The organism is Dyadobacter sp. HNCC25DJ185, assembly GCF_056895195.1.
Genome location: NZ_JBXHAR010000009.1, coordinates 143,248 through 167,896, shown reverse-complemented (window position 1 = coordinate 167,896; position 24,649 = coordinate 143,248). Strand labels below are relative to the sequence as shown.

Sequence of the window (24,649 nt, the reverse complement as noted above, 5' to 3'; positions counted from 1 at the left end):
AGGCCGTCTCAGAATATCTAAGGCGGCCTTTGTGTTTATATTTTCACGTTAACACCCTACTTCCACCTCTCCCCCAAAACCTTCATCCAAATCCCACCCACAACCGACCGCGCCCTAAACCCAACCGACTTTCCATCCACCGTCTCATGCCAATCCGAGAGCGGAATGCGGTCCGGGGTTTCCATGGCGTATTTGTAAATCGGCTTGATCAATGCTTCGAAATCTTTTGGATCTTTCGCTAATGTTGCGGTCCATACAATCCAGTCGGATTTGGAGTAGGTTTTGCGGCTGTCGAGCGGGAGGCCGAAGGGCTGCTGTTTGGTGAGGTAGTATTTGATTTCCTTTTCGGCGACGGTTTTTGGGAATACGTTGAGCTTTAAAAGTTCGTCCCACACCATGTTGTACTTCTGGCTCCACGAATTTTTGTTGTCGAACGTCAGCGCATAGTGATCGCCGCTGTCGGCCAGCTCCATCCACTTTTTAGCGAAATCCTTTACCAATGCATTGACGTCTGTGGCCTTTTTGGTATCCCCAAGCTGCTCGGCCATTTTCGCATAAGACGCCAAACCCATGATCGCTTTGATCGACAAGTTGGCGTTGCGTGCCAGGTGACCGGCAAAGTCATCGGTACAAAGCTGGTTAGCAGGATCGAAACCTTCTTTTTTCAGGTAGTTAGCCCAGACAGATAACGTTTTCCAATGCTTTTTGGCGAATTCAATGTTGTTCTCGGCCTTGCAAATGGCATAAGTCAAAGTAAGCATGTTACCGGATTCTTCCACAGGCATATCCTCGCCGTAAGTTTGCCCATTGGCGAGCGGGTAAGTGCCTACATCATGGGCGGCGAAAGGTTTGGTCCATTTTCCGCTTTCTGAATAATAGAAAATCGGTTCCAGCATTCCTTTCAGCAAAACAGGATTGTAAAGCAGAAATAATGGCGCGGAAGGATAAGTTACATCGACAGTTCCAATCGAACCGTTACTGAAATTTTCTTTGGATAAAAACAGCGGCGTGCCCTGCGGATCAGCCACCAGTTTATGCGCTGCGATCGCCTGCCGGTAAGCCAATACGCAAAGCTCGGCGTACTGTTTCCCGCCCGCTTTTAGTGCATCCTGGGAAATCATTTCGTCTGTCGCTTCGCATTCTTTCAGGATTTTGGCAAAGTCGGTTTCCGCATTTTTCAGCTCGCTTTGAATGGTCTTGTTCCCATCCTTATTCCACCACGGCCGGAGGTTTTGGCCAAAATATTGAACCGAATAACCATCATCGTAACCGAGCATGGCATGCAGCGACTGCGTTTCTGTACCTACGCTTTTGGAAGCAAGTATAACAGCCATTGATTTGGCATCAGCATTGGAGGCGTCCGTCTGGTTGGCCGGTACCGATCCGGTTTTCGAAAATGATGGGATCAATTCGGTGGGCGAGCCTAATCCGGAGCTTTTCACGGCCGAGGCGGGAGCAGACAGGTAAGCCTGGCCCCAGTCAATGCGGACGTCATCACCTTTCCGGCCCAGTAATTTTTGCTCGGCGTTTCCGAGAGAAACCAGCACAAGCCCATCCCGGTTCTCTTTTTTGCCGATCACCTTCTGTCCAGCATCATTTACCGCCCAAAGCCCTGAAACTGCATTTAGGATCTCTACCTGGTGTGTTTTTCCATCTGTAGATTTCAAATCATAAATCATATAATTGATTGGACGTGAAACCATATTCAGGTCTTTCAAAATTAACGGTGCCACAAAACGTGCTTTCAGCTGCACCGGGCCCGCTTCAAAATCATAAATTGTTTGCGTAGGTTTCATTTCAAAACCAGTCTGCTTTGCTACTTCGATCACGTCGGCACCTTTTGGCGCGATTTCGTCTACCAGACCCATGTCGATATAACCCGGGCCAGCGCCGTTTTTGCAATAGGCGGCCAGCAGGTTTTTGCCTTTTTTAAGCGCTTTACGTGCTGATGCGCTAATCGGCTTGAATTCATAATCGCCTGTAAAGCAGGGGCCACAATCAAATGCGGGAACGCCGTTAATGTAAACCTGCACATCATCGTCATGGAAGATATTCAGGGTTGGTTTTTCAAAATCGACTGCTGTCAATGTGAACTCGCGGCGGTACCAAACCTCCTGCTGAAATTCGGTGCCGCCTTTCAGCATGGCATCATTACGGTCTTTTGTACCAAATGGTGCCGGAGCTTGCTTCCAGTTGGTCACATTGTATCCTTCTTTGTACCACCATTCCGGGTCAGGTTTTACGGTCGTGAACCTGGCCAGATAGCCTGCTTGCTTGGCGGTAGGCAAAATGGTTTTCATCACCGGCGTCGGCGCGCCCATGAAACGGTACGTTTTGCCGTCTACCCGGATTAGGCCGTCCAATGGTTGCGGCTTGCCTGTCCAATGTTTGGTTACCGAGCCATTGAGCTGGTCCCCGAAAGACCAGACACTTGTGTAGGGGTCGATGGTGATGAGCGGAACTGCGGGGGGGCGGAAGGTTTGGGCGGAAAGAGAGTATGTAAGTAGCGTCAGGAGCGCAACAGACCAATATTTAATCATGAACAAGTTGAGTTTTTGGAAGAGACAAGGATAGAAATTCTTTCAATGATAGGAAATATCGTTGAAAGAATGGCAACCGTCAACTGAAGGAGACGGGAATTGACTAAGGTGGGATTCAATAACCGTCTGCTTCAGCTGACGGAAAAAAGGGCAGTTGTGGGTCAAAAGTTGGAAAATTGGCTCACAAGTCTCAATAACCATCTGCTTCAGCTGACGGAGAGAACCGAAAGAAATCACTTACCAAATGCTGCCTTCCCGCTGTCCAGAAACGCTGCAAAATTCGCAGGGTTCAAATCGTAATTCTTAGGCTTTACCAACAAGTTGCCGTCATGATCCACCAGACAATAGTGTGGCTGTGCATTGTTATTGTACTTCACGATCTGCAAATCGGCATTCTGCGCGCCAATGGTTTTTTTGACTTTATTGTCATATTTGGAAGTATACCAGGCCGATTCGGGCAATTCGGTTTTATCATCCACGTAGAGGGCCACGATCACGAAATCGTTACGCAGGCGTTGTAATACAGATGGATCTACCCAAACCCTCGCTTCCATTTCCCGGCAGTTGACGCAGCCGTGGCCTGTGAAGTCAATGAAAACCGGTTTGTTGACTTTTTTAGCATAAGCCAGCGCATCCTTATAATCGAAAAAACCTTCCAGTTCGTGAGGCAAGTGGAAGAGGTCCGAGTATTTCCTTATTTCGCCCGGTGGGATTGTTGAGGCGGCTCCGGCAGTTCTTTTGCTCAGATCGAAATCCAACGTGGATTGCGGAGGGAGGTAACCCGCCAGTGCCTTCAAAGGGGCCCCCCACATCCCGGGAATCATGTATACGACAAATGTGAGCGTCACGATAGATAGCAGTAACCTTGGGACACTTACTTTTTCAAGCGGAGAATCGTGAGGAGTCCTGATTTTGCCTAAAAGATAAAAACCCAACAAGCCGAAGATCACAATCCAGAAAGCTAAATAGATTTCTCTGTCCAGCAGGCGCCAATGGTAAACCTGATCGGCAATGCTGAAAAATTTCAATGCGAGCGCCAGTTCCAGAAAGCCTAATACGACTTTTACAGTGTTCAACCAGCCGCCGGATTTTGGTAAAGATTTTAGCCATTGCGGAAAAAGGGCAAATAATGTAAACGGTATCGCAAATGCAGCCGAAAAGGAAGCCATACCGATAATGGGTTTTACCACTTCGCCACCCGCCGAAGCTACCAGCAAACTTCCGACGATCGGGCCGGTGCACGAAAATGAAACCAATACCAGTGTGAACGCCATAAAGAAAACACCCGCATATCCACCCTGATCTGCCTTCTGGTCCATTTTGTTCACAAAGCCGCTGGGCAATACGATTTCAAAAAGACCAAGAAACGACAGCCCAAAAACAAAGAAAATGGCGAAGAACAGCAGGTTTGGAATCCAGTGCGTACTGAGGAAGTTGGCGAATGCCGGACCGTTTAACCTTGAAACAACAGTACCTATTAATGTATAGATCAAAACAATGGAAATACCGTAGATGAATGCTTTCAGTTTTCCTTTTTCCTGATGGGTGAAGTAGCTCACCGTCATTGGAATAATTGGGAAAACACAGGGTGTAAGCAATGCAACCAGACCGGACAGGAATGCTGCCAACGCAAAACCCCAAAGCGATTTGCCAGCCGCAGGGTCTTCAGACGTCAATGATTGGGATATTGCTGGGGCGGGTCCCGATTTGGGGGAATGATCAGGCTCGTCCGAACTGGCGGCGACGGCGGAGTCCGCAGACTTGTCAGTGTGGTTAGTGGCAATATTGGATAAAGAATCATTGGTTGTCGTGGTAGCCGCGCCGGCCACCGGCTGGGTGTCATTTGTTGCAGCGCTGGCTGTTACCTTCAATCCTTTGAATTCAAAATCGTCGTTACCCGGAATGCAGAGGCCGGTAACGTGGCTGCAGGTCTGATATTCGGAAGTTCCTTTTATGACGGGGTTATCTTCAAGCACCTTAATGGTCTGTTTAAAAACGGCTTTCCCTTCGAAATAACGAACTTTGCCATTCCAGACTTCTTCAAATTTGGTCTTTGGATTTTGCGGCTTGAGTTTGCCTATGAGTTCAAATGATTTATTCTTCTCAAAAGTAAAACTGGTCAGCATAGGCCCCAGGTCGGGATCGAAATCGGACGAATACATGTACCAGTCTTTGTCGATCGCAGCACTGAAAATCAGGTCCACTGTTTCGCCCCTTTTTACTTCGGGCTTTGAAAACGCATAGGTCCAATGCGCTTTTGCCTTCTGTAACTGTGCAACGGCATCGAAATGAAGGAAAAGACAAATGCTTAAAAAGAAGAGAATACGCCGTTTCATATTTTTGATGAGAATACTAAGTGCCTTTGTTAGGCAACGTAATTTTGTTAAAAAAATTCATCAATTAAAATTACGTTACCCGGCTATAGTCGTTTCTGCTACCTTTGCAGCCTCGACCCTTCATGCTAAAACCCCTTTGGAATGTCCCAGACCCTATATATCGTAAAAATAGGAGGCAATGTCATCGATAATCCCGAAGCCTGCTCCGCTTTTTTGAACGACTTTGTCAAACTTGACGCGCCGAAAATACTGGTGCACGGCGGAGGAAAAGTAGCAACCCAGATCGCCGCGAAGCTTCAGATCGAAACCCAGATGGTCGATGGCCGCAGGATTACAGATAAGCCCATGCTGGATGTCGTAACAATGGTATACGGGGGGTTGGTAAACAAAGACCTGGTAGCGCAATTACAAGCCGGCGGATGCAATGCAATTGGCCTTACCGGGGCCGATGGTGGGATTATCCGGTCGGTGAAACGGCCTGTGAAAACCATCGACTATGGTTTTGTCGGAGACATTGAAGCCGTTAATGACCAGCAAATCAAGGCTTTAATAAATAGCAATCTCATTCCTGTGATCGCGCCGCTCACATACAGCTCCGAGGGGCTTTTGCTCAATACCAACGCCGATACAATGGCGTCGGCAACCGCAGTAGCAATGGCGGTTCATTACGAGGTCAATCTGATATATTGCTTTGAGAAAAAAGGCGTACTCTCGGATCCCGATGACGATCATGCGGTGATCCCATTTCTTAATCCGGGGACTTATGCCGATTACAAAGCCTCGGGTGTAATTAACAAAGGGATGATACCGAAGCTGGATAACGCGTTTGCAGCACTGAACGCCGGCGTTGACCGGGTAACAATTTGTCATGCAAACGACCTGATTGCTTCTTCAAAAGGCCAGGCAGGTACGGTAATCTCAATATAGCGCTGTGAACTTTATTTCCCAGTTTACCAAAATATGCCCGCAGGCAAGTTGGTATGAATTTTTATTCTTATTTTATTTAAGATTCTATTAGTTGCTCTATGTCAAATTTTTCCGATTCGCCCGTGCAAGATTCAGAAGGTAAACTAGTGTATCTGGTGGATGATGACGAAGACGATTGCTTTATTTTTGAACAGGCTTTTTCGGAAGGTTTCCCCCAATGTAAGGTCAAAATATTTTCCAACGGATTGGTGATGTTGGAAATCATGGCAGACCCTGCCAATCATCCCAACCTGATCTTTCTCGATCTGCACATGCCTTATCCCGATGGGCTGGAGTTGCTGATGAATTTGAAGATAAATAATCAATGGTCGCATATCCCCGTGATCATCCTGACAGGCAGCAGCGACCCCAATAAAGTGAGACTGGCTTACCAGATGGGTGCCCAAACGGTGATCCAAAAACCTGGTCACTACGACCAGCTACTCGAAATCGTCAAGGCGATCCGTCATTATTGGTTCAAATTGGCCCATCTTCCGACGGCGATGGGCTGAGGTTATGCTGTTCTTCAATACTCTTCAAGGTGCTGATATAACCTAGCAGGTCACTTTCAGACTTAAATAGCTTGGGTTCTTTGACGGGCAGCGTGAGGCTTAGCGGCATCCTGACCAGGTCGGCATACTTCCCTGTCGGCTTCAACTCATATACTACCGTTTTTATTTCCAGCTCGTAAGAATCCAGGGGTTCCGATATTACGGTCAGTTCTTCCAGGCGCCCGTCAAAATAAATGCGGACGATTTCGGCTTCGAAATAAGGAAACCTCGGGCCTGTTTTTCCAGGCAGACGTTCGCCGTGTTCCTGGTTAACAAAAACTACATCACCGACTTTGAACGGCAGACGGATGGTCGTAAAAGTGATTTCCATTTATTAAATTTTTTTAAAATTAACTTTCTGTTACTAAATTGCGCGGATCAAACCCACTCATTACCATGCCGTTTCGTAAAGGACTTTCTTTAGCGCTTGTGTTGCTATGCAACTTATGTGCAGGCCAGGTCCCGGAATTTTATAGAGATGTACAGCCCATTATTCACACGAATTGTGTTCCCTGCCATCGTCCAGGAGAGGCAGCCCCGTTTCCGTTGATCACTTTTGAAGATGTTACCAAACGCTCTAAATTCATCAAACAGGTAGTCAGTTCACGCTATATGCCGCCCTGGAAGGCTGATAACCATTTCAATTCTTTTGCAAATGACCGGTCGCTAAGTGATAAGGATATCAAAACGATTACTGCCTGGATCAGCGGCGGGGCACCCAAAGGTAAACAAAATCTGAAAGCTGAACAGGATTTACAGGAGCGTGTAAATGCGGGAACTGCCTATAAAAGAAAACCGGATCTCAGTCTCAAAATCAAGGAAGCATTTCAGTTGAAAGGCGATGCCACGGAAAGGTTTGTGATGTTCAAAATACCTTTTGAACTTGGGCAGGAAGCCAATGTCGAGGCAATCGAATTTACCTCAAACAATAAGAAACTGATACACCACGCCAATTTCGCAATCCACCCGGTTGCCGATATGACGGTTGACCTTCATAACACCGTAGATGTAGTAGACCTGAGCGGTTCGTCGGCTGAAAAATATTACGAATGGCTCAAGTATAAAAAGGAAATGACCTACTATGGTGGTTGGATTCCGGGAACTACAGTTGAAACTTACCCTGCGGATATGGGCTGGATCATGCCCAAACGGGGCGTCGTTTTGGTGACTGTTCATTTTGGGCCATCCTCCCTGGACGCAGAGAGCATCGATGGAGTGAACATTTTCTTTAAACAAACACCGATCCGACGTAAGGTGAAGGTCATTAGTTTGGGTTCCGGCGGAATTGGGGAAAGAGACATTAGTCCGCCTTTCATGATTTTTGCGGACGAGGTGAAAAGTTTCAGGCTGAGGGTTGCGAGCAACCAGCCCGACGTTTCATTGCTATATGCCTGGCCTCACATGCATTACCTTGGGAAAGAGTTTAAGGCTTATGCGGTCAACGCTCCCGGGGATACGGCTAAGCTGGTGCATATCCCTGCCTGGGATTTTCGGTGGCAGGAGATTTATAAATACAAAAAGCCGGTTCTGTTAAAGAAAGGCACTGTTATTCATATAGAAGGTGTTTATGATAACACTGCGGCCAACCCTGCCAACCCGAATAATCCGCCTAAACTGGTGATATCGACAGGAAATATGAGAAGCGACCAGGAAATGCTGACACTCATCCTGATGTATGTGGAGCGCGAAGCCGGTGACGACGATCTTGTTTTTAAATGGAATTAGAATTTTACTGGAGTATTTAACCGAGCCGCATGGGTAAACTTTACATTGCATTCCTCTTGCTGATCACTTCACATGTTTTTTCGCAGGCCGTTTTCACCCGTCTTTCCCCTGCGGATACGAAGGTGAGCTTCGTGAATAAAATTGAAGAGAATGATTCTCTGCACATTTTCCGATACGAATACCTGTACAATGGCAATGGGGTCGGGATCGGGGATTTCGATAACGACGGCTCTCCCGACCTCTTTATTTCGGGGAATACGGTTGCCAACAAACTATACCTCAACAAGTCGGAAAAAGGAAAAATCGGCTTTGAGGACGTGAGTAAAAAGGCAAAAATAGAAGGCAACGGGACCTGGTCCACGGGCGTAAGTGTGGCAGATATCAATGGTGATGGCCTGCTGGATATTTATGTTTGCCATTCCGGATTTTACAGAAAGCTATCGGATCGCAATAACGAACTGTTTATTAATCAGGGTATCAAGAATGGTGTCCCCGTTTTTAAAGAAATGGCGGTGGAGAGCGGCCTGCATGCTATTGGTTCCCAATCGACCCAAGCCGCATTTTTCGATTATGATAAGGACGGCGACCTGGACATGTTCCTGCTTAATCATTCCAATCATAGTGTTAACCCTTTCCTGAATACGCGCGAAATGCGCTCGACACCCAATCCCTACTTTGGGAACAGGCTTTTTGAAAATATCAGTGGGGATGGGAAACTGAAATTTAAAGACGTCACCCAAAAAGCGGGCATCATCAATAATGCATTGAATTTTGGTTTGAGCGTGATTGTCGCGGATATCAATCAAGACGGCTGGCCGGATCTCTACACGACGAGCGATTATACCGAAGTAGATTGTTATTATGTGAATAATCGCAATGGAACTTTCACAGAATCACTGAAGAAATCGTTTGCCCACGTTTCCAAATTTTCAATGGGCGCTGATGTAAGCGATTTTAACAACGACGGAAAACCCGACGTGCTGACGCTGGATATGCTTCCGGAAGACAATTACCGACAGAAGTTACTTAAGGGGCCGGACATTTACGACCAATATCACTTGCTGCTCGACAGCGGCTATTACCATCAGAATATGCGGAACATGCTGCATCTTAACAGGGGTGTAGATGATGCCGGAAATGTTAGGTTTAGCGAGATTGGTCAGTTGGCCGGGGTTTCCAATACAGATTGGAGTTGGGCAGGGCTGATCGCCGACCTGGATAACGACGGCTGGAAAGACATGCTGATCACCAATGGTTATCTGCGGGATTTTACCAATATGGATTTTCTCAAATATACCGTCGCGGACGAGCAAATGAAGGAAGTCGCAAAAGGAAACCTCAACTTTAAGACCTATAACCTGGTTAAGAAGATGCCTTCCAACAAGCTGAGAAATTATTTGTTCCGGAACCAGGCTTTAACGGGGAAATATGTATTTGACGACGTATCGAAAAAATGGGGCTTTACCGATGAGGCAGTTTCCAATGCAGCGGCTTACGCGGATTTTGACGGTGACGGCGACTTGGATCTTGTGATTTCCAATATCAATGATCCGGTTTCGATTTACCAAAATAATGTAAATCAGGGAGGTTTGACCGTTAAGCTGATTGGATGGGGTAAGAACACGCAGGCATTCGGCAGTAAAGTGTGGGTTTATACCAAGGGCGTAACCCAATATGCAGAACTGTACCCTGTAAGGGGTTATCAATCTACGGTGACCACGGATTTGCATTTTGGCTTGGGTAAAAATGCGAATGCCGATTCAGTAAAGATTTTATGGCCATCGGGCAAAACGACATTTCTTGTCAAACCAGAACAAAACATCCTAATCCTGAAAGAAGCCGATGCGCGGGAAGAGGCATCAAAAGAACCGGCAGTTTCCGGGAAATGGTTCCGGAAAATCGCTACGGATAGCATAGGAATTGATTTTGTGCATCATGAAAATGATTTTGTCGATTTTAAGGTAGAAGTACTGTTGCCCTACCAATTATCGAAACTTGGTCCGGCTTTGGCCAGCGGCGATGTAAATGGAGATGGGCTGGACGACGTTTTCTTTGGCGGAGCTTCCAATCAGTCTGGAGTGCTTTACCTGCAAAAATCCGACGGTACATTTACCGGCGCGGCTGCCCAACCCTGGCGGAACAATGCAGCCTGTGAAGAAGTAAGTGCCTTATTTTTTGATGCTGACAAAGATGGAGATTTGGATTTGTACGTCGCCAGCGGCGGAAATGAATTCGAGGAGGACGCCCCGGAATACCGCGATCATCTGTATGTCAATGACGGAAAGGGCTTTTTTCATGAAGAAGTGCTCGCTTTGCCTTCTATGAAAAGTCCCAAGCAATGCATCGCCGGCTCTGACATTGATGGCGACGGTGACCTGGATCTTTTCATTGGCGGCAGGGCCATTCCGGGATCCTTTCCAATGTCCGCACGGAGTTATCTTTTAAGGAACGACAGCAATAGTCACAATTTAAAATTCACTGATATCACTCAACAGTGGAGCAAGGATCTGCTGAGTCCGGGGATGATCACAGCGGCTGTTTTTACAGACTTTAACCACGACAAAAAGCCTGACCTGATGCTGGCGGGCGACTGGATGCCCATCAAATTGTATCAAAACTCAGGAACAGCCTTCGAAGAGAAGCTGGTGCCGGAACTGAAAGATACCGATGGAATGTGGGCTGCAATTGCGGCGGTGGACCTGGATCGGGATGGGGATATGGATTTTGTATTGGGGAATAGCGGGCTCAACAGTCAATATAAAGCATCCCCTGACAAACCAGTGACGATTTATTACGATGATTTCGATAAAAATGGCATCATAGACCCGGTCTGTACCTATTATGTCGGTGAAAAAAGCTATCCTATGTTTTCACGGGATGAAATGTTGGACCAGATGGTTTTCCTGAAAAGGAAATACACCAGCTATGAGCTGTATGCGAATGCGACGATAGAGGATATTTTTGGGAAAGAAGCGGTTGACCGGAGCAAAAAGGTTTATTGTAAACAGTTGGAAAGCATTGTCCTTGAAAATAAAGGCGATTTCAAATTTGAAATACACATACTTCCCCAGGAAGCCCAGATTTCGAGACTAAGCGGCATTATTCCTTATGATTCAAATCGGGACGAAAGGGCAGGCCTGATATTGGCCGGTAATTTTGCACCTTACCGCGTACAACTTGGCCCATGCGACGCGTCGGTCGGGACGGTGCTGCGACAAGTGGCGCCATTTTCCTTTGAACCTGTCCCCGCTGGTCAAAGCGGCTTTTGGGCAGCAGGTGATGTCCGCGGAATAACAGTCCTCAATGGAAAGCGTATATTGTGTGCCGTTAATGACGGAAAGCCGATTATTTTTGAAATTTTAAAACAGCAATGAAAGATTTTAAAACCCTCCGGAAAATTTTGAGAGGGGCGCTCTTCGTACCTGGAGGGATATTTTGTTTGAACAGCAATGCCTCCCCAGTTCCCCCGACCGCGTTATTTCACCGTGCTGAGAAAAACCTGACGAGCGCTATTGTGCATGATATTTTTTCACCTCCGGTGGCGAGCCGCATCTACCTGTATGCCAATGCATCGGCCTATGAAGCACTGGCTTTGGGCAATAACCAATACCAAAGCATGCATGGGCAAATGGCAGGATTTCCAAATATCCCGGCAATCGCGAATGAAGGAAAGGTTAATTATCCCCTTGCAGCGATATATGCTTTCTTTAAAACAGGGAGTAAGCTTGTTTTTTCAGAACATCTTTTAAAGGACAGCATTGCAGTGATCCTGGCTGGATTTAAGGAACTGGATCCAGTGGTTTACCAAAATTCCCTAAGGCTCGGCGATACCGTAAGCGATAGCATTATGAGCTGGTCGGCAAAGGATAACTATGCTTTGACGAGGAAAAAAAGAAGATATACTTACAGCAAAGAAAAAGGCAAATGGGCACCCACACCGCCTGGTTATATCGATGCCATTGAGCCGTACTGGGGCCACATCAGGCCCGTTGTTCTGGATTCGGCCGGGCAATTCAAACCTGCACCGCCACCCGCATACAGCACCGAAAACACGAGCCAGTTCATGAAAGAAGTGCTTGAAGTTTATAACACAGGAAAGCAGCTTTCCCGCGAACAGGTCCTGATTGCAAGCTTTTGGGACTGCAATCCCTTTTACCTCAATACGCAGGGCCATCTTAATTTCGCTACCAAGAAACTGTCGCCCGGAGGTCACTGGATCTCGATCGTTGGCCAGGCAACGGAAAGCGCGGGGAAAAACTGGATCGAAACGTCGTCTGCTTACCTGCTGACGTCCATTGCCTTATTCGACGGCTTCATCAGTTGCTGGAAAGAAAAATACCGGAGCCAGCTCATTCGTCCGGAAACGATGATCAATGCTTATATAGATGAGAAATGGAGGCCGCTTTTACAAACACCTCCATTTCCGGAATATACCAGCGGGCATAGCGTGATTTCCACGGCAGCAGCTGTTGTGTTGACCCATTTTCTGGGGGATCAATTTGCTTACGACGACCATACGGAAACGGATTACGGGCTCCCCGTGCGGCATTTCAATTCTTTCAGGGCAGCGTCCGATGAGGCCGCGATCAGCCGGCTTTACGGCGGGATACATTACCGCGCCGCCATCGAACAAGGGCAGATCCAGGGTGAAAAAGTAGGGCTATACGTTCTTCAAAAAATTGTGTTAAAACGTTAAAATTGCCAAATAGTCTACTGGATTTGTCTATTAATTATTAATTTTTTTTAATAAATATTATTTTATTGTTAATAAAACTATTTATTTTTGGTTTTGCATATCACTTAAATACTCAATTTAACTATTTACCATGGGACAAAAGTTTACAACTTTATCACGTCTGGTAACATTGCTACTTCTTCTTACGGGAAGCACTTGGAGCATGGCCCAGGACAGAAAAACCGTTAACGGAACCGTGTACGACAAGGATCAAAATCCTCTGCCGGGCGTTTCCTACCTGATTAAAGGCGGTACGGCGGGTGGCGCAACGGACGCCAATGGAAAGTTTACAGTGAGTGTTCCTTCGAATACTTCTGTGCTTGTTTTTTCATCCATTGGGTTCATCAGCAAGGAAGTAGAAGTAGGAAATGCAAGCCAACTGACAGTGAATCTTGAAGAAGACAACAAGACGCTGAACGAGGTGGTTATTACCGGTTTCGGTATGTCGACAGAAGCCAGGAAGCTGGCGTTTGCGGTGCAAACCGTACAGGGAAATGATATTACCAGAACTGCAAACGCCAACATGGTGAATGCACTTCAAGGTAAGGTTGCGGGGGTGATGATCAATCAGGGAACGGGTGGTCCGATGTCTTCATCCCGTATCCGTATCCGGGGTAATGCTTCCTTGAGCCCTAATACCCAGCCTCTCTTCGTAGTGGATGGTGTTTTGATCCGCCCTGGAACAACAGGTGCTGACTCCTGGGGAGCTGGACAGGATTTTGGTAACATCATGAAAAACATCAATCCGGATAACATTGAGTCGATGACCGTATTGAAAGGATCCGCTGCAAGCTCTCTTTACGGATCTGAGGCATTGAACGGCGTGGTGGTTGTTCAGACTAAAAAAGGCCGCCAGGATAAGGGATTGGGAGTGAGTTACAACCTGACCACTACTTTCGAAAATGCTTACAAATTCCTTGACCTGCAAAACCAGTTCGGAGCGGGTTTGAGCTCCGAATTCAACAAAGGTACCGACGGCGTGGACGAAGTGGACCGGGCGAATTTTCCATGGTCTTATGGTCCTGAATTTAAAGGCCAGCAAGTACGCGACCTGGATGGAAGAATGGTGGAATGGAAAGCGAATGACCCATTGAAATTTTTCCAGACCGGTAAATACGTCAACCATAACGTGGTAGTAGAAGGTGGCAACGATCGCAGCTCTTTCCGCGCGTCGTTCTCGACCCTGAAAAATACGTCGATCATGCCTGCGGGTACTGAGTTGAAACGTAACAACTTCAACATCAGAGGTACTCAGAAAATCGGTAAGATCCTTAATCTGGATATCAGCGCCGATTATACAGACAATGACATGGTTAATCCGATCCGTCAGGGAGGTAACTATAACCCCGTATTCCGTTTCGTGTACAACCGTCCACGTTCCATGGATATCGATTACTGGTCTAAAAACTACCTGGATCCTGTTAACGGCGGGCGTCGCCAGGGCACTGCCGATCCTTACAACATTACCGACTTTATGTTTGAAACATTTCAGTTCAGACAATTCCGTAATGAAAAAGTGTTCCGTGGAAACATTGACCTTACCGGAAACATCACCAGTTGGCTGACATTCCTGATTCGTGGAAACGTTCAGAATGAGCTATACACTGGCAATAACAAGGACCGTGGTAAAGGTGTGGCATTCGCCGGCGGTGAATATGGCGAGTACTCGGAGAACAAAACGCAAAGCCGTTTTCAGGGATTGGTAACTGCAAACCGTCAGTTCGGCGATTTCACGATGAGCCTTTCGGCGGGTGGAGAAACCAACAGATTGATCGGTGGCCGTTATTTCAGGGCCAGAACAGATGGCGGGTTGCGTGTGCCGGATATTTTCTCTTTGTCCAACACCACCAACCCATTGCAGTTCACCAACACATTGTCGCCTTCGAAGCGTATCGACGCACTTTACGCTTACGGTGACGTGACTTACAAAGACGCGTTAACGCTTTCTGCAAGTTTCCGTAACGACTGGTCTTCAACATTGACCTATGCTGACGGAAGTGGTGATTACACTTATTCTTATCCTTCGGTGGGTCTGTCATGGATTGCAACCGAATCTTTGACGAATCTTCCAACCTGGTTGTCATTCGGGAAACTTCGCGCCAGCTTAGGTTACACAGGTGGTGATACAGAAGCATGGTCTACCAACCAGACTGGTATTTACGAACCAAAAGGAACTTACACCCAGGCTGACGGATCCCTGGTGAACCTATCGGGTTTCCGTGACAACGTTCTGCCTAACTACGGACTTAAAAACCGTCTGGCACGAGAAATCGAATTTGGTGCCGACATTCGTTTCTTCAATAACAGACTGGGGATTGACGCGACCGTTTACAATAAGATCACCAAAAACGAAATCCTTAGCCTTGCTACCACGACGGAATCTGGCGTGAGCAGCAAAGTAGTAAACGCAGGTAGGATACAGAACAAAGGAGTAGAGCTTTTGATCACCGCAACTCCGGTAAAAACAGGTAAGTTCGAGTGGAACACCAGCCTGAACTTCTCACGTAACCGTAACAAAGTTCTGGAACTGGTAGACGGTACAGATACTTATACGCTGGCCCTTGGTTTCGGAGCGGATATGTCTTCTGTTGCCCGTGTTGGAAAAGACTATGGTACGATTATCACGTCTTACGCCTTCGCAACTTACCAGGGTGATCCGGGTAACCCATCCAACGGCAAGCGCGTAATTGGCGCGAACAGTTCTGCCGAGGGAGGTATCACATATCTGAGAAGCGGCGCTTACCAGGGTCAAGGTTCAAAAGAACTGGGCACCGTGATGGAGAAATTCCTGACCAGCAACGTGAACTCGCTCCGTTATGGCAACTTCACTGCAACCGTTCAGGCTGACGCTAAAATCGGTGGTATCATGTCTTCTGCGACACACCAGTATGGCTCTTCTACCGGTGCATTTGCATTCACTCTGCCAGGACGTAACACCCAATTGGGCGGCGTGTCTTACACAGATGCCGAGGGCAATGCGAAAACAGACGGTATCATTCCTGACGGTGTTCTTGCAGACGGATATCAGGTGAATGTAAATAATCAGTTGATCGACCTGGGTGGGATGCCTTATGCAGAGGCTGTGGAAAAAGGTTATCTGAAACCGATCCCTGCTTACGCTTACTATTACAACCTTACCCAATGGGGATCCGGAATTCGCGAGTATTCTACATTTGAAAACTCATGGGTATCGCTTCGCGAAGTTTCAATCGGATACAACGTTCCTGCTTCATTATTGGGTAAAGCAAAAATCCAGTCATTACGCGTAAGCCTGGTTGGTCGTAATCTTGGTTACCTGTACAAAACGGCGAAAGACGGAATCAACCCGGAAGGACTTTACAGCAACAAAGCGGGTGAATTTATGGAATATGGTGGTTTGCCATTGTCACGTAACGTGGGTGTTTCAGTTAACATCGGATTGTAATTCGGGATCATTTCGATCAGTTTAAAAACAGAAATTATTATCATGAAATTTTTAAAGCATAAATTAATATTACTGGCGGCGGCAGGATTTCTTTATTCCTGCGAAAAGCAAGCTTTCGTTGATGTCAACAAAAATCCGGATGCACTGACTGTGGTACCGCCGCAGAACCAGTTTCTGAATGCGACGATCAGCACGCATAGCGTTGACTTTGAGCATTACTACGACATTTACCGTCGTATCATGCCTTGGATGCAGTATAACACCGACCAAAATGGTAACCAGGGTGCGTTTACGCAAAACTGGGACAACTTCTCTCAGCGATATGGCCGGTTATACAACGGGGTTGGTGACAGGCTTTATGACCTGGAGCAACTGGTGCTCAAGCTGGAAGCAGATGACCAGCCGCGTTATGTCCACATGGTCCAGATGGCGCACATCCTGAAAGCCAACTATGCCTTTTACGTATCGGATATTTATGGCAGCATTCCTTATTCTGAGGCGTTCCAAGGCCGTTATGGCGGGACTATGCAGCCTAAGTATGATACGCAGCAGGAGATTTTTGCCAAACTGGATGCGGAGCTGAAAAGCGCTATTTCCATATTGAAAACTGCTCAGCCTGTGGCGCAGTTTGCGTTGGGCAACTATGATCAGTATTACAATGGCGACGCTCAAAAATGGGTTAAAGCCGCCAATGCATTGCGCGTGAAAATTGCCATGCGCGTTCAGAAGGCAGACGCTGCCGCTGGAAACGCCATTTTGACCGAAGTACTTGCTTCGCCAGCTGCCGATTTGATGAGCTCCAATGCAGATGCGTGGGTTTTCAAGGCAACCGCCGCATTCACCGGAACAGGTGATGGAGGGAACTGGAATCCCGGCACTTTGCGTGCCGCAAAACCGATGGTTGATTTCATGTGGGATAACAAAGATCCGCGCATCGACGCATTTTTTGCACCAAACCAATACTCGCAAACGACCATCGATGTCCTGATCAAGGATGGCGTTTTGCCAGCAGGAACGAAGGAGGGAAGACGTTACGTAGGTAGCTTCCCAAGCCCTGATGACGCAAAGGTAACTGCGAACATTCAGCGTTATTATACGCCGAAAATCATTCCTTCGACCAAGGCGACCGTAGATACTTTATCTTATCTGCAGCCCCGCCTGTTCAGTGCCGGACGTTCCGATGAAGCTGGAAACGCAGGAACGGGTGCTTCTTACCTGCCGGTGATCACTTACGCGGAGTTTTGCTTTACACGTGCCGAACTGGCCTTGAAAGGTATTGGTACAGGTACTGCGAAAGATTGGTATGAAGCAGGTATTAAAAGCTCTATCCAATGGTACGACGAAGTGGGTACAGGCAGCAAGCTAAGCAACTACACGCCGGTTACGGCTGCTGAGGTGACGGCATATCTGGCACAACCAGCTGTTGCTTACGACGCAACCAAAGCATTGGACCAGATCACCAGCCAGGCATATCTGAACTTCATGAAACAGCCTGCAGAAGGCTGGGACCTTTGGAAACGTACAGGATATCCTAACGCTACCTCAACCGTACCTCTGGTGCCTGTGAAAAACCTGAATGTCGTATTGACCATCCCTCGTCGTGCCCCGCTCGGGCTGATTAGTGACACCGATCCTAATGTGGCGAACAAAAAGGCTGCTTACGCTGCCATGGCGGCCATTCCAGGTTTTGGAACAAGCCCACAGGATGCTACCGGCCGGGTTTGGTGGGACAAACTTTAATTTTATATTTAGTTAAAAATGAAAAAGGTAGGCATTGTTGCCTACCTTTTTCATTTTTAAACCTGGCAGTAATGATCTTGCACAAACAAGAATATTCAGCAGGTAAGCTCTTTTTCGCAATTAAATTTCCCGAAGTTTCTGTACAAATAAAATATTCTGTCTTTGCAACTCTTTGAAACAAGCAGCCATATCATTGCTGACATCTGAATCAGAATCACTAGACTGAAATTGGGAGATCACTTTATTGTATTCCTCGTTAAATGCTTCATGATTCTCAATTGCTTTTGCAGCAGAACTTTTAATCCTTTTTGCCGGCCATTGATCTTTCAATGTTTGAAAGGCGTAATACATGATTCCCGGGCTATATGTTTCTTCTTCCAATAGTATTGTTGTATAGTTCTCCAGCACCTTTTTGGCATCGTCTGACTTATCACGTAACAAGTCTGTCCTGGTAATCATTCTAACGGCACATTCTTGTCGGTACAGAAAACTGTTGCTGTCGCTTTTAACATCATCCAAAAAACTTAGGACTTTTAAATTTTCGACTTTCCAGTCCAGTAGAGGAATATCTGAGACATCTCTATTCAATAATGTTCCGTTGGATGGAAGAAACAACTTGCTTTTGTTCATCCGAGCAAAAAAAATTACCGCCAACTCGTCCGTTCCATTTAAACCCCGAAAGTTCAGGACATAAGGGAGATAGCTTAAATTTTTGCTTTCAAAGCCTCCTTGAAGATTGACCAAGGATTTGTATTCAGGAGGAGAATTAAATTGTTGTTTTTCTCCGGCACAGCCGAACATTAGGATGGCTAATATCCAAATGGTGAGTTTTTTTTTCATCATGTTCTCAGTTATTCGTTTATCCAACTTTCCAATCATATAATATTGCCTGGAATTACTTGCGACTGATGTATTTAACGGTATGGAAGGGCTACCCTCAAAGATTGATTAAACAGCCAAAAGCCTCGGCCCGGCTTTTTAGTACCGTATTGCCATTCAGCGTAGCATCGATAGCGTTCCGCAAATAAAATTCAGTTGGCTTTATCCTGCTTTTACCCAGGCCATAGTACCAGTTATCGATCGATCCTTTATAAATGGTCAGCCCCAAATTATTCACTAAAATGACTTCAGGCATTACTGTCGCCTGATAACGTTTTGAGATTTTCAATCCTGGGTCTTTAATTCCGGGAAACTGGATATGATATCGTTTTAAAAACCGATCAATTTCATTGGTAGTAATGGTTTGCGTTGGAAAAATGGCTTGGAAATCGACTCCTTTTTTATTGTAATCGGCGTGCAGCTTTTTTATTTCCAGCATATAAGAATTGGTTATAGGGCAGTCTGGATCGAGAAAAAGAAGCACTTTCAAAACTGGATTTTTGCGAAATTCGGCAGCATGTTTTGTTAAAGGTGCTGCTGGCAAAAAGAAGCAAAAAAGAATCACGAAGGATTTCATATACCATTCAATCAATTGGTGTTGACTAAATTAACACAAGTTCTGACACTTTGAGCCAGAACTGTGTAAGATCGATATGATATTGTCTAACATCTTTTCACGGATGTGGAGCACGGATTAAATAAAAGTTGTCATCCGAGAAAATGGGTGAAGAAGCAGTCGGTGAGATTTGCTCAGCTATCAGCCAACCTTCTGTACCTGTTCCTTTAATCTGTGCAGTGAAATTGAATGTGGCAGTAGTTCCGGGGCCTACGATTATTCTTGCGCCACCATACCCCAAATAGTCTGTATAAGCTGGAACGTTGTCCCAGGTGTAATCCCAGGTACAAGTGCCGCTGCCGCCTGAGCAAGATAAAGAGCCGCTCGGAATATTCAGTTGCCCCGTAATGGCCATTACTATAGGGAAACTATTTCCATTATAAATATATACACTCGCAGAACGCGAGTATGCTGAGTAAGAGCCAGTGTATTGGTACCCATATTCGGTAAAGTACCAAGTTGCACTGCCGTATGTCCGCGCACTGGAGGCTGCATTACTTTTGGTAATATTTGATTCAATAATCTTTTTGATCCGAGCTGTTGCCTCAGGGTTTGGATCAATTTGCTTGGAGTTTTCTAATTGTGAAGTCTCTACTTTGTCATCTTTACACGCAGAGATCAATACCGTCGCTAAAAAAAATAATGAAGCAAAAATTACGTGTCTCATAGCATTTGTTTTTCGTAAGTGAATAGTTTTTGTACTCAATACTACAAAATTATTTTTCACCCAATACAAATTGGTAGTTATTTTTCTATACTATATGTAAATTAAATTAATGTCGGTAATTGGAAGCCGCCGGTGTGAGAAGTCTTTAACGACATGGCGGGCGAAATCCGCGACTTTGAAAGCTGACTATTAAACTACAGGGAAATGATTTAATTTTTACGGAGTACACTTTCGTAATAGATAAAAACAAAAACACGGAATCGATTGAAATCGATTCCGTGAAAAAATAATTATGAACACTCTAAACACTTTGATTGTAAATCAATATGCTCTAAAAAGGTAATGTTTGAAAGTGCCCGGATAAAAAAGAGGTTAACAAATCCGTCTTGAAATAACTATTCTCCGATCAACTTTTGCAGAGCCGTCTGTACTTTATCATATCCGAATACCGCAATTTCCTGCTGCATCCTTTTACGGATCTCGGCGGTCTGCAAATTCCCTATGCTTCCTTCATGGGAATGTTTCAGCTCCCTTGGTGCATGATAGCTTCCGTCGCCGATTTCGGTGCCCACTTGTTTATAAGCGTCCCTGAAAGGCACGCCGTTGATCACCAGTTCGTTCACGCGCTCCACGCTGAAAAGCAGATCATATTTAGGATCATCTAACAAATTCTGTTTGACTTTCATATGTTCCAGCATAAAAGCAGCAATGTCCAGACAATCCAATATTTCGTCAAATGCTGGCATCAAAATCTCCTTCAGCAGCTGCATATCCCGATGGTAGCCAGACGGGAGATTGCTTAAAACCATAGTCACTTCCATCGGTAAGGCTTTCATCCGGTTGGTTTTGGCCCGAAGTAACTCAGCCACATCCGGATTTTTCTTGTGCGGCATGATGCTGCTGCCGGTCGTCAGGTCATCGGGGAGAATGATAAAGCCGAAGTTCTGGCTGTTATACAAACAAACGTCCATCGCCAGTCGGGAAACCGTAGCCGCAAGTGACGCGATCGCAGTTAACGCAGCCTGTTCCGTGCGTCCCCGGCTCATCTGCGCGTAAACCACATTATGGTGCATGCCTTCAAAACCAAGCAAATCTGTAGTAAGCTGGCGGTTCAGCGGAAAAGAAGAACCATAACCGGCACCAGAACCCAAAGGGTTACGATTGGCAAGGCGGTAGGCAGCATTTAATTGGATAATATCATCAATAAGTCCTTCGGCATAAGCGCCAAACCATAAGCCAAAAGACGACGGCATGGCGATCTGTAAATGCGTATAACCGGGCAGCAGGTCGTGTTGATGTGCTTCCGATTTCTGTGCCAAAACTTGAAAAAGCTTTTCGGTTGCCTGTACCACCTCGAAAAGTCGTGCGCGGGTGTAAAGCTTCATATCCACCAGCACCTGGTCGTTGCGCGAGCGGCCGCTATGGATTTTTTTGCCGGTATCTCCAAGCTTCCTGGTCAGCATCAGCTCCACTTGCGAATGAACGTCTTCCACGCCGTCTTCAATGGTGAATTCGCCCTGCTGAATCTGGGCATAAATCACTTTGAGTTCGGCTTTCAGGGCCTTCAGCTCTTCGGAAGTGAGCAGGCCAATTGTTTCGAGCATGGTCGCATGCGCAATATTTCCCAGCACGTCGAACTCGGCCAGGTGGAGGTCCATTTCACGGTCTTTGCCAACCGTAAATGTTTCAATTTTTTCAGAGGTAACCGTATTTTCCTTTTGCCAGAGTTTCAAGATGCAATACCATTAATGATTGATCCGGCAAATTTACGGGACATCCGCATGATACCGTCATTTGAAAATGATGGAAAATGAAATTTTCCCGGGGAGATCTTTCTCCTGGAAAATTATCTTCGAAATGGCGTGACCGAATTGAGGTATTGACGTCTAATTGGGATAGGGAGAAAGTTGGAAGCGATCATTTTCATTCACCTTTTTCCCATTCACCCTTCACCGCTAATTTCTATGAGTTGGACAAGCATCTGGATACATATGGTTTTTTGTACGAAGTATCGGAAGCCCTATCTGAATGATAAAATAAGGCATAAGGTATTTTTCCATATTAAAGAAAATGCGGCACGGAAAGAGATCTGGCTTGATGTCGTCAATGGTCATAAAGACCATGCACATTGTCTTTTCGTACTAGGCAGAGATCAGACTTTGGCAAATATAGCGCGGCTTATGAAGGGAGAATCCTCTTATTGGATAAATCAGAATAAACTGACCTCCGAGAAATTTGTCTGGCAGGACGATTATTGGGCAGTGAGTGTCAGTGAGAGACATATCGCGCGGGTGCGACAATATATCTTAAACCAGGAGGCGCATCACGCTAAAAAGACTTTCAAAGAAGAAATAGATCGCTTCGAGAAAAAATACGGCTGGCAACGACTCAATCGCTGACCGTCAGCTTAAGCTGACGGCTAAGGGCGGCACCTACCGCTCCACCAACCGCTTAATCGCCACAAAACGCTTGGAGTAATAACTCGCATTGAGCAGATCATAACGGATGCCTCCCTTAAATGCGGAATGGATGAACTTGACGTAGCCTGGCGCTACTTCCGTGATAATTCCTACGTGCCCGATGCGGCTGCTTTTTGAACTTTCGCCCTTGAAGAAGATCAGGTCTCCCGGCTTAGCGTCGTCCAATGCTACCGTTTCGCCATGTTGTGCTTGTGCGGCGCTGGAATGGGGAAGCGACACATTGAGCTTACTGAAGCAGTACCTCACGAAACCGGAGCAGTCGAAGCCCCTTTTGGAAGACCCGCCTGAGCGGTATGGGACATGTAAATGTTTTGTGGCAAATGAAACCAGAGACAGGATGGTCCCGGTGCTGTCTGTTGCTGTAGACTCATAGACCAATCCCTTCGAAGCAGTAGCTTCCAAAGCCTTAGCCTCGGAAATATGGCAGAAAGCGGAAACAATGAGCAGGAAGGCGGATGTAACTATTGAACGAATCAAAAAACGCATGAACTGATTGTGGGTTCGGGTCTTTAACTTATAAACAATAGATTCTATGGTTTCGGATCTTGAAAACCCTAGGATTGTAAAGCTAAAAACTTTTTTGCATAATCAGATTTTAACAAATTATTAATTTTTGAAATATTTTGTAACTTATTGAAACTACGTCGCAAAGGACTGTTTTCGTTAAACTAAAGGTTTAAAGCCCTTTTTACCTACTTTTGTGGCTTAGTAGGACTGCTGTAAAAAATCCAAAAACATTCAGATGAAAACAACCGACCGTTATCTCCAGCGCGGTGTATCGGCTTCAAAAGAAGATGTGCATAAGGCCATTGAAAAGATAGATAAAGGCATTTTTCCCAAAGCTTTTTGCAAAATCGTCCCTGATACCCTGGCCGGCGATCCCGATTATTGCACCATCATGCATGCGGACGGCGCGGGGACCAAGACATCCCTTGCTTATTTGTATTGGAAGGAAACCGGCGACATCTCCGTCTGGAAAGGCATTGCACAGGATGCTATTGTGATGAACACGGACGATTTGTTGTGTGTCGGCGCGACAGGTCCGATGCTGTATTCATCCACCATTGACAGGAATAAAAACCGTATTCCCGGTGAAGTGATCGCCGAAGTTATTAACGGTGCGGAGGAAGTATTGGACATGTTGCGCAGCTATGGCGTGGAGATTTACAGCACAGGCGGAGAAACGGCGGATGTGGGTGATCTGGTGAGGACAGTAACTGTTAACAGTACCGTGATCGCCCGGATGAAGCGTTCGGAAGTGATAGATAATGCTAATATCCAGGCAGGGGACGTCATCGTTGGGCTGGCGTCGTACGGACAGGCCAATTATGAAACTGGTTACAACGGTGGCATGGGAAGTAACGGGCTTACGTCTGCCCGTCACGATATCCTGAGTAAATACCTGAGCAAGTACTCCGAAAGCTTTGATCCCGAAGTGAGCGAGGACCTGATTTACAGCGGGAGCAAGAAACTGACAGATAACGTAGAAGGAGCGCCGTTGGACGTGGGGCAGCTCATTCTTTCGCCCACGCGCACTTACGCCCCGGTAGCTAAGGCGCTCCTGGACGAGATGAGGCCACATATTCATGGCATGGTACATTGCAGCGGCGGCGCCCAGACAAAAATTCTACATTTTGTTGATAACCTTCACATTATCAAAGACAACCTGCTTCCTATCCCTCCCTTGTTCAGGTTAATCCAGGAAGAAAGCGGTACCAGCTGGCAGGAAATGTATAAGGTGTTCAATATGGGGCACAGGCTGGAAATTTACCTGCCTGAAGCATTTGCCGAACGCGTGGTTGCCGTTTCCAGATCATTTGGCATCGAAGCGCAGGTGGTGGGACGGGTTGAAGAGTCTAAAGACAAAAAACTTACCATCAGATCAGAATTCGGCGAATTTATTTATTAAAGCATTCTGGAAAGCATTTAAAGGCCTTTCAGTTGATTGAACTGGAAGGCTTTATTTTTTCAAATAAAAGGTAGGTGGATC

General features: G+C 46.3%; 17 protein-coding genes. 9 read left to right on the top strand and 8 right to left on the bottom strand.

Annotated features, from left to right (window positions below):
* Positions 1-56: 56 nt before the first annotated feature.
* Both AC1XUF_RS24675 and AC1XUF_RS24670 read right to left on the bottom strand, forming a co-directional pair.
* Positions 57-2,540 carry a glutaminase family protein gene (locus tag AC1XUF_RS24675; RefSeq protein WP_483344526.1) on the bottom strand — a complete coding sequence of 828 codons (2,484 nt, stop codon included), beginning with the start codon at positions 2,538-2,540 and terminating at the stop codon, positions 57-59.
* 233 nt (positions 2,541-2,773) lie between these two features.
* Complete coding sequence (locus AC1XUF_RS24670) at positions 2,774-4,876, bottom strand: protein-disulfide reductase DsbD family protein (RefSeq protein WP_483344525.1); 2,103 nt, start codon at positions 4,874-4,876, stop codon at positions 2,774-2,776.
* Positions 4,877-5,017: 141 nt separating this feature from the next.
* Between AC1XUF_RS24670 and argB the strand changes: the two genes are divergently transcribed.
* Together argB and AC1XUF_RS24660 are read left to right on the top strand one after the other, a co-directional pair.
* Positions 5,018-5,803, top strand: coding sequence for an acetylglutamate kinase (argB, locus tag AC1XUF_RS24665; protein WP_483344524.1), 786 nt, complete (start codon positions 5,018-5,020; stop codon positions 5,801-5,803).
* 98 nt (positions 5,804-5,901) lie between these two features.
* A complete protein-coding gene (locus tag AC1XUF_RS24660; RefSeq protein ID WP_483344523.1) occupies positions 5,902-6,354 on the top strand; it encodes a response regulator in 453 nt (150 codons plus the stop codon).
* On the opposite strand, the gene AC1XUF_RS24655 is transcribed toward AC1XUF_RS24660, so the two are convergent.
* Positions 6,320-6,724, bottom strand: coding sequence for a hypothetical protein (locus tag AC1XUF_RS24655; protein ID WP_483344522.1), 405 nt, complete (start codon positions 6,722-6,724; stop codon positions 6,320-6,322). The two genes, AC1XUF_RS24660 and AC1XUF_RS24655, sit on opposite strands and share 35 nt — an antisense overlap.
* A gap of 65 nt (positions 6,725-6,789) precedes the next feature.
* Between AC1XUF_RS24655 and AC1XUF_RS24650 the strand changes: the two genes are divergently transcribed.
* From AC1XUF_RS24650 to AC1XUF_RS24630, 5 genes are all read left to right on the top strand, one after another.
* The gene (locus AC1XUF_RS24650) at positions 6,790-8,118 is read left to right on the top strand and encodes a cytochrome c (protein WP_483344521.1); all 1,329 of its coding nucleotides are present in this window, start codon (positions 6,790-6,792) and stop codon (positions 8,116-8,118) included.
* Between the two features lie 29 nt (positions 8,119-8,147).
* A complete protein-coding gene (locus AC1XUF_RS24645) occupies positions 8,148-11,492 on the top strand; it encodes a VCBS repeat-containing protein (RefSeq protein WP_483344520.1) in 3,345 nt (1,114 codons plus the stop codon).
* The gene (locus tag AC1XUF_RS24640; protein ID WP_483344519.1) at positions 11,489-12,814 is read left to right on the top strand and encodes a vanadium-dependent haloperoxidase; all 1,326 of its coding nucleotides are present in this window, start codon (positions 11,489-11,491) and stop codon (positions 12,812-12,814) included. The genes AC1XUF_RS24645 and AC1XUF_RS24640 overlap by 4 nt, the downstream gene beginning before the upstream one ends.
* Positions 12,815-12,944: 130 nt before the next feature.
* Positions 12,945-16,277 (top strand): SusC/RagA family TonB-linked outer membrane protein, encoded by a 3,333-nt coding sequence (locus AC1XUF_RS24635; RefSeq protein WP_483344518.1) that lies wholly within the window; start codon positions 12,945-12,947, stop codon positions 16,275-16,277.
* A gap of 42 nt (positions 16,278-16,319) precedes the next feature.
* Positions 16,320-18,017: a SusD/RagB family nutrient-binding outer membrane lipoprotein gene (locus tag AC1XUF_RS24630; RefSeq protein WP_483344517.1), complete on the top strand. Its 1,698-nt coding sequence runs from the start codon at positions 16,320-16,322 to the stop codon at positions 18,015-18,017.
* Positions 18,018-18,137: 120 nt separating this feature from the next.
* Here the strand turns inward: AC1XUF_RS24630 and AC1XUF_RS24625 are convergent, their stop codons facing one another.
* The 4 genes from AC1XUF_RS24625 to argH form a co-directional block, all read right to left on the bottom strand.
* Positions 18,138-18,860, bottom strand: a complete 723-nt coding sequence (locus AC1XUF_RS24625) for a hypothetical protein (protein WP_483344516.1) — start codon at positions 18,858-18,860, stop codon at positions 18,138-18,140.
* A gap of 94 nt (positions 18,861-18,954) precedes the next feature.
* Positions 18,955-19,473 (bottom strand): redoxin family protein, encoded by a 519-nt coding sequence (locus AC1XUF_RS24620; protein WP_483344515.1) that lies wholly within the window; start codon positions 19,471-19,473, stop codon positions 18,955-18,957.
* 97 nt (positions 19,474-19,570) lie between these two features.
* Entirely contained in the window at positions 19,571-20,179 is a 609-nt protein-coding gene (locus tag AC1XUF_RS24615) for a hypothetical protein (RefSeq protein WP_483344514.1), read from the bottom strand.
* 395 nt (positions 20,180-20,574) lie between these two features.
* Entirely contained in the window at positions 20,575-21,912 is a 1,338-nt protein-coding gene (gene argH / locus AC1XUF_RS24610; protein WP_483344513.1) for an argininosuccinate lyase, read from the bottom strand.
* 231 nt (positions 21,913-22,143) lie between these two features.
* Between argH and tnpA the strand changes: the two genes are divergently transcribed.
* Positions 22,144-22,578, top strand: coding sequence for an IS200/IS605 family transposase (gene tnpA / locus AC1XUF_RS24605; RefSeq protein ID WP_483344512.1), 435 nt, complete (start codon positions 22,144-22,146; stop codon positions 22,576-22,578).
* 33 nt (positions 22,579-22,611) lie between these two features.
* Here the strand turns inward: tnpA and AC1XUF_RS24600 are convergent, their stop codons facing one another.
* A complete protein-coding gene (locus tag AC1XUF_RS24600) occupies positions 22,612-23,145 on the bottom strand; it encodes a C40 family peptidase (protein WP_483344511.1) in 534 nt (177 codons plus the stop codon).
* A gap of 256 nt (positions 23,146-23,401) precedes the next feature.
* Between AC1XUF_RS24600 and AC1XUF_RS24595 the strand changes: the two genes are divergently transcribed.
* Positions 23,402-24,568 (top strand): AIR synthase related protein, encoded by a 1,167-nt coding sequence (locus AC1XUF_RS24595; protein WP_483344510.1) that lies wholly within the window; start codon positions 23,402-23,404, stop codon positions 24,566-24,568.
* Positions 24,569-24,649 lie beyond the last annotated feature (81 nt).

Bases quoted from the DNA above. Each gene is read 5' to 3' on its own strand.
- AC1XUF_RS24625 (WP_483344516.1), bottom strand. From the start codon at position 18,860: ATGATGAAAAAAAAACTCACCATTTGGATATTAGCCATCCTAATGTTC.
- AC1XUF_RS24655 (WP_483344522.1), bottom strand. From the start codon at position 6,724: ATGGAAATCACTTTTACGACCATCCGTCTGCCGTTCAAAGTCGGTGAT.
- AC1XUF_RS24635 (WP_483344518.1), top strand. From the start codon at position 12,945: ATGGGACAAAAGTTTACAACTTTATCACGTCTGGTAACATTGCTACTT.
- AC1XUF_RS24650 (WP_483344521.1), top strand. From the start codon at position 6,790: ATGCCGTTTCGTAAAGGACTTTCTTTAGCGCTTGTGTTGCTATGCAAC.
- AC1XUF_RS24640 (WP_483344519.1), top strand. From the start codon at position 11,489: ATGAAAGATTTTAAAACCCTCCGGAAAATTTTGAGAGGGGCGCTCTTC.
- AC1XUF_RS24595 (WP_483344510.1), top strand. From the start codon at position 23,402: ATGAAAACAACCGACCGTTATCTCCAGCGCGGTGTATCGGCTTCAAAA.
- AC1XUF_RS24615 (WP_483344514.1), bottom strand. From the start codon at position 20,179: ATGAGACACGTAATTTTTGCTTCATTATTTTTTTTAGCGACGGTATTG.
- AC1XUF_RS24630 (WP_483344517.1), top strand. From the start codon at position 16,320: ATGAAATTTTTAAAGCATAAATTAATATTACTGGCGGCGGCAGGATTT.
- tnpA (WP_483344512.1), top strand. From the start codon at position 22,144: ATGAGTTGGACAAGCATCTGGATACATATGGTTTTTTGTACGAAGTAT.
- argB (WP_483344524.1), top strand. From the start codon at position 5,018: ATGTCCCAGACCCTATATATCGTAAAAATAGGAGGCAATGTCATCGAT.
- AC1XUF_RS24675 (WP_483344526.1), bottom strand. From the start codon at position 2,540: ATGATTAAATATTGGTCTGTTGCGCTCCTGACGCTACTTACATACTCT.
- AC1XUF_RS24620 (WP_483344515.1), bottom strand. From the start codon at position 19,473: ATGAAATCCTTCGTGATTCTTTTTTGCTTCTTTTTGCCAGCAGCACCT.
- AC1XUF_RS24660 (WP_483344523.1), top strand. From the start codon at position 5,902: ATGTCAAATTTTTCCGATTCGCCCGTGCAAGATTCAGAAGGTAAACTA.
- AC1XUF_RS24670 (WP_483344525.1), bottom strand. From the start codon at position 4,876: ATGAAACGGCGTATTCTCTTCTTTTTAAGCATTTGTCTTTTCCTTCAT.
- AC1XUF_RS24600 (WP_483344511.1), bottom strand. From the start codon at position 23,145: ATGCGTTTTTTGATTCGTTCAATAGTTACATCCGCCTTCCTGCTCATT.
- AC1XUF_RS24645 (WP_483344520.1), top strand. From the start codon at position 8,148: ATGGGTAAACTTTACATTGCATTCCTCTTGCTGATCACTTCACATGTT.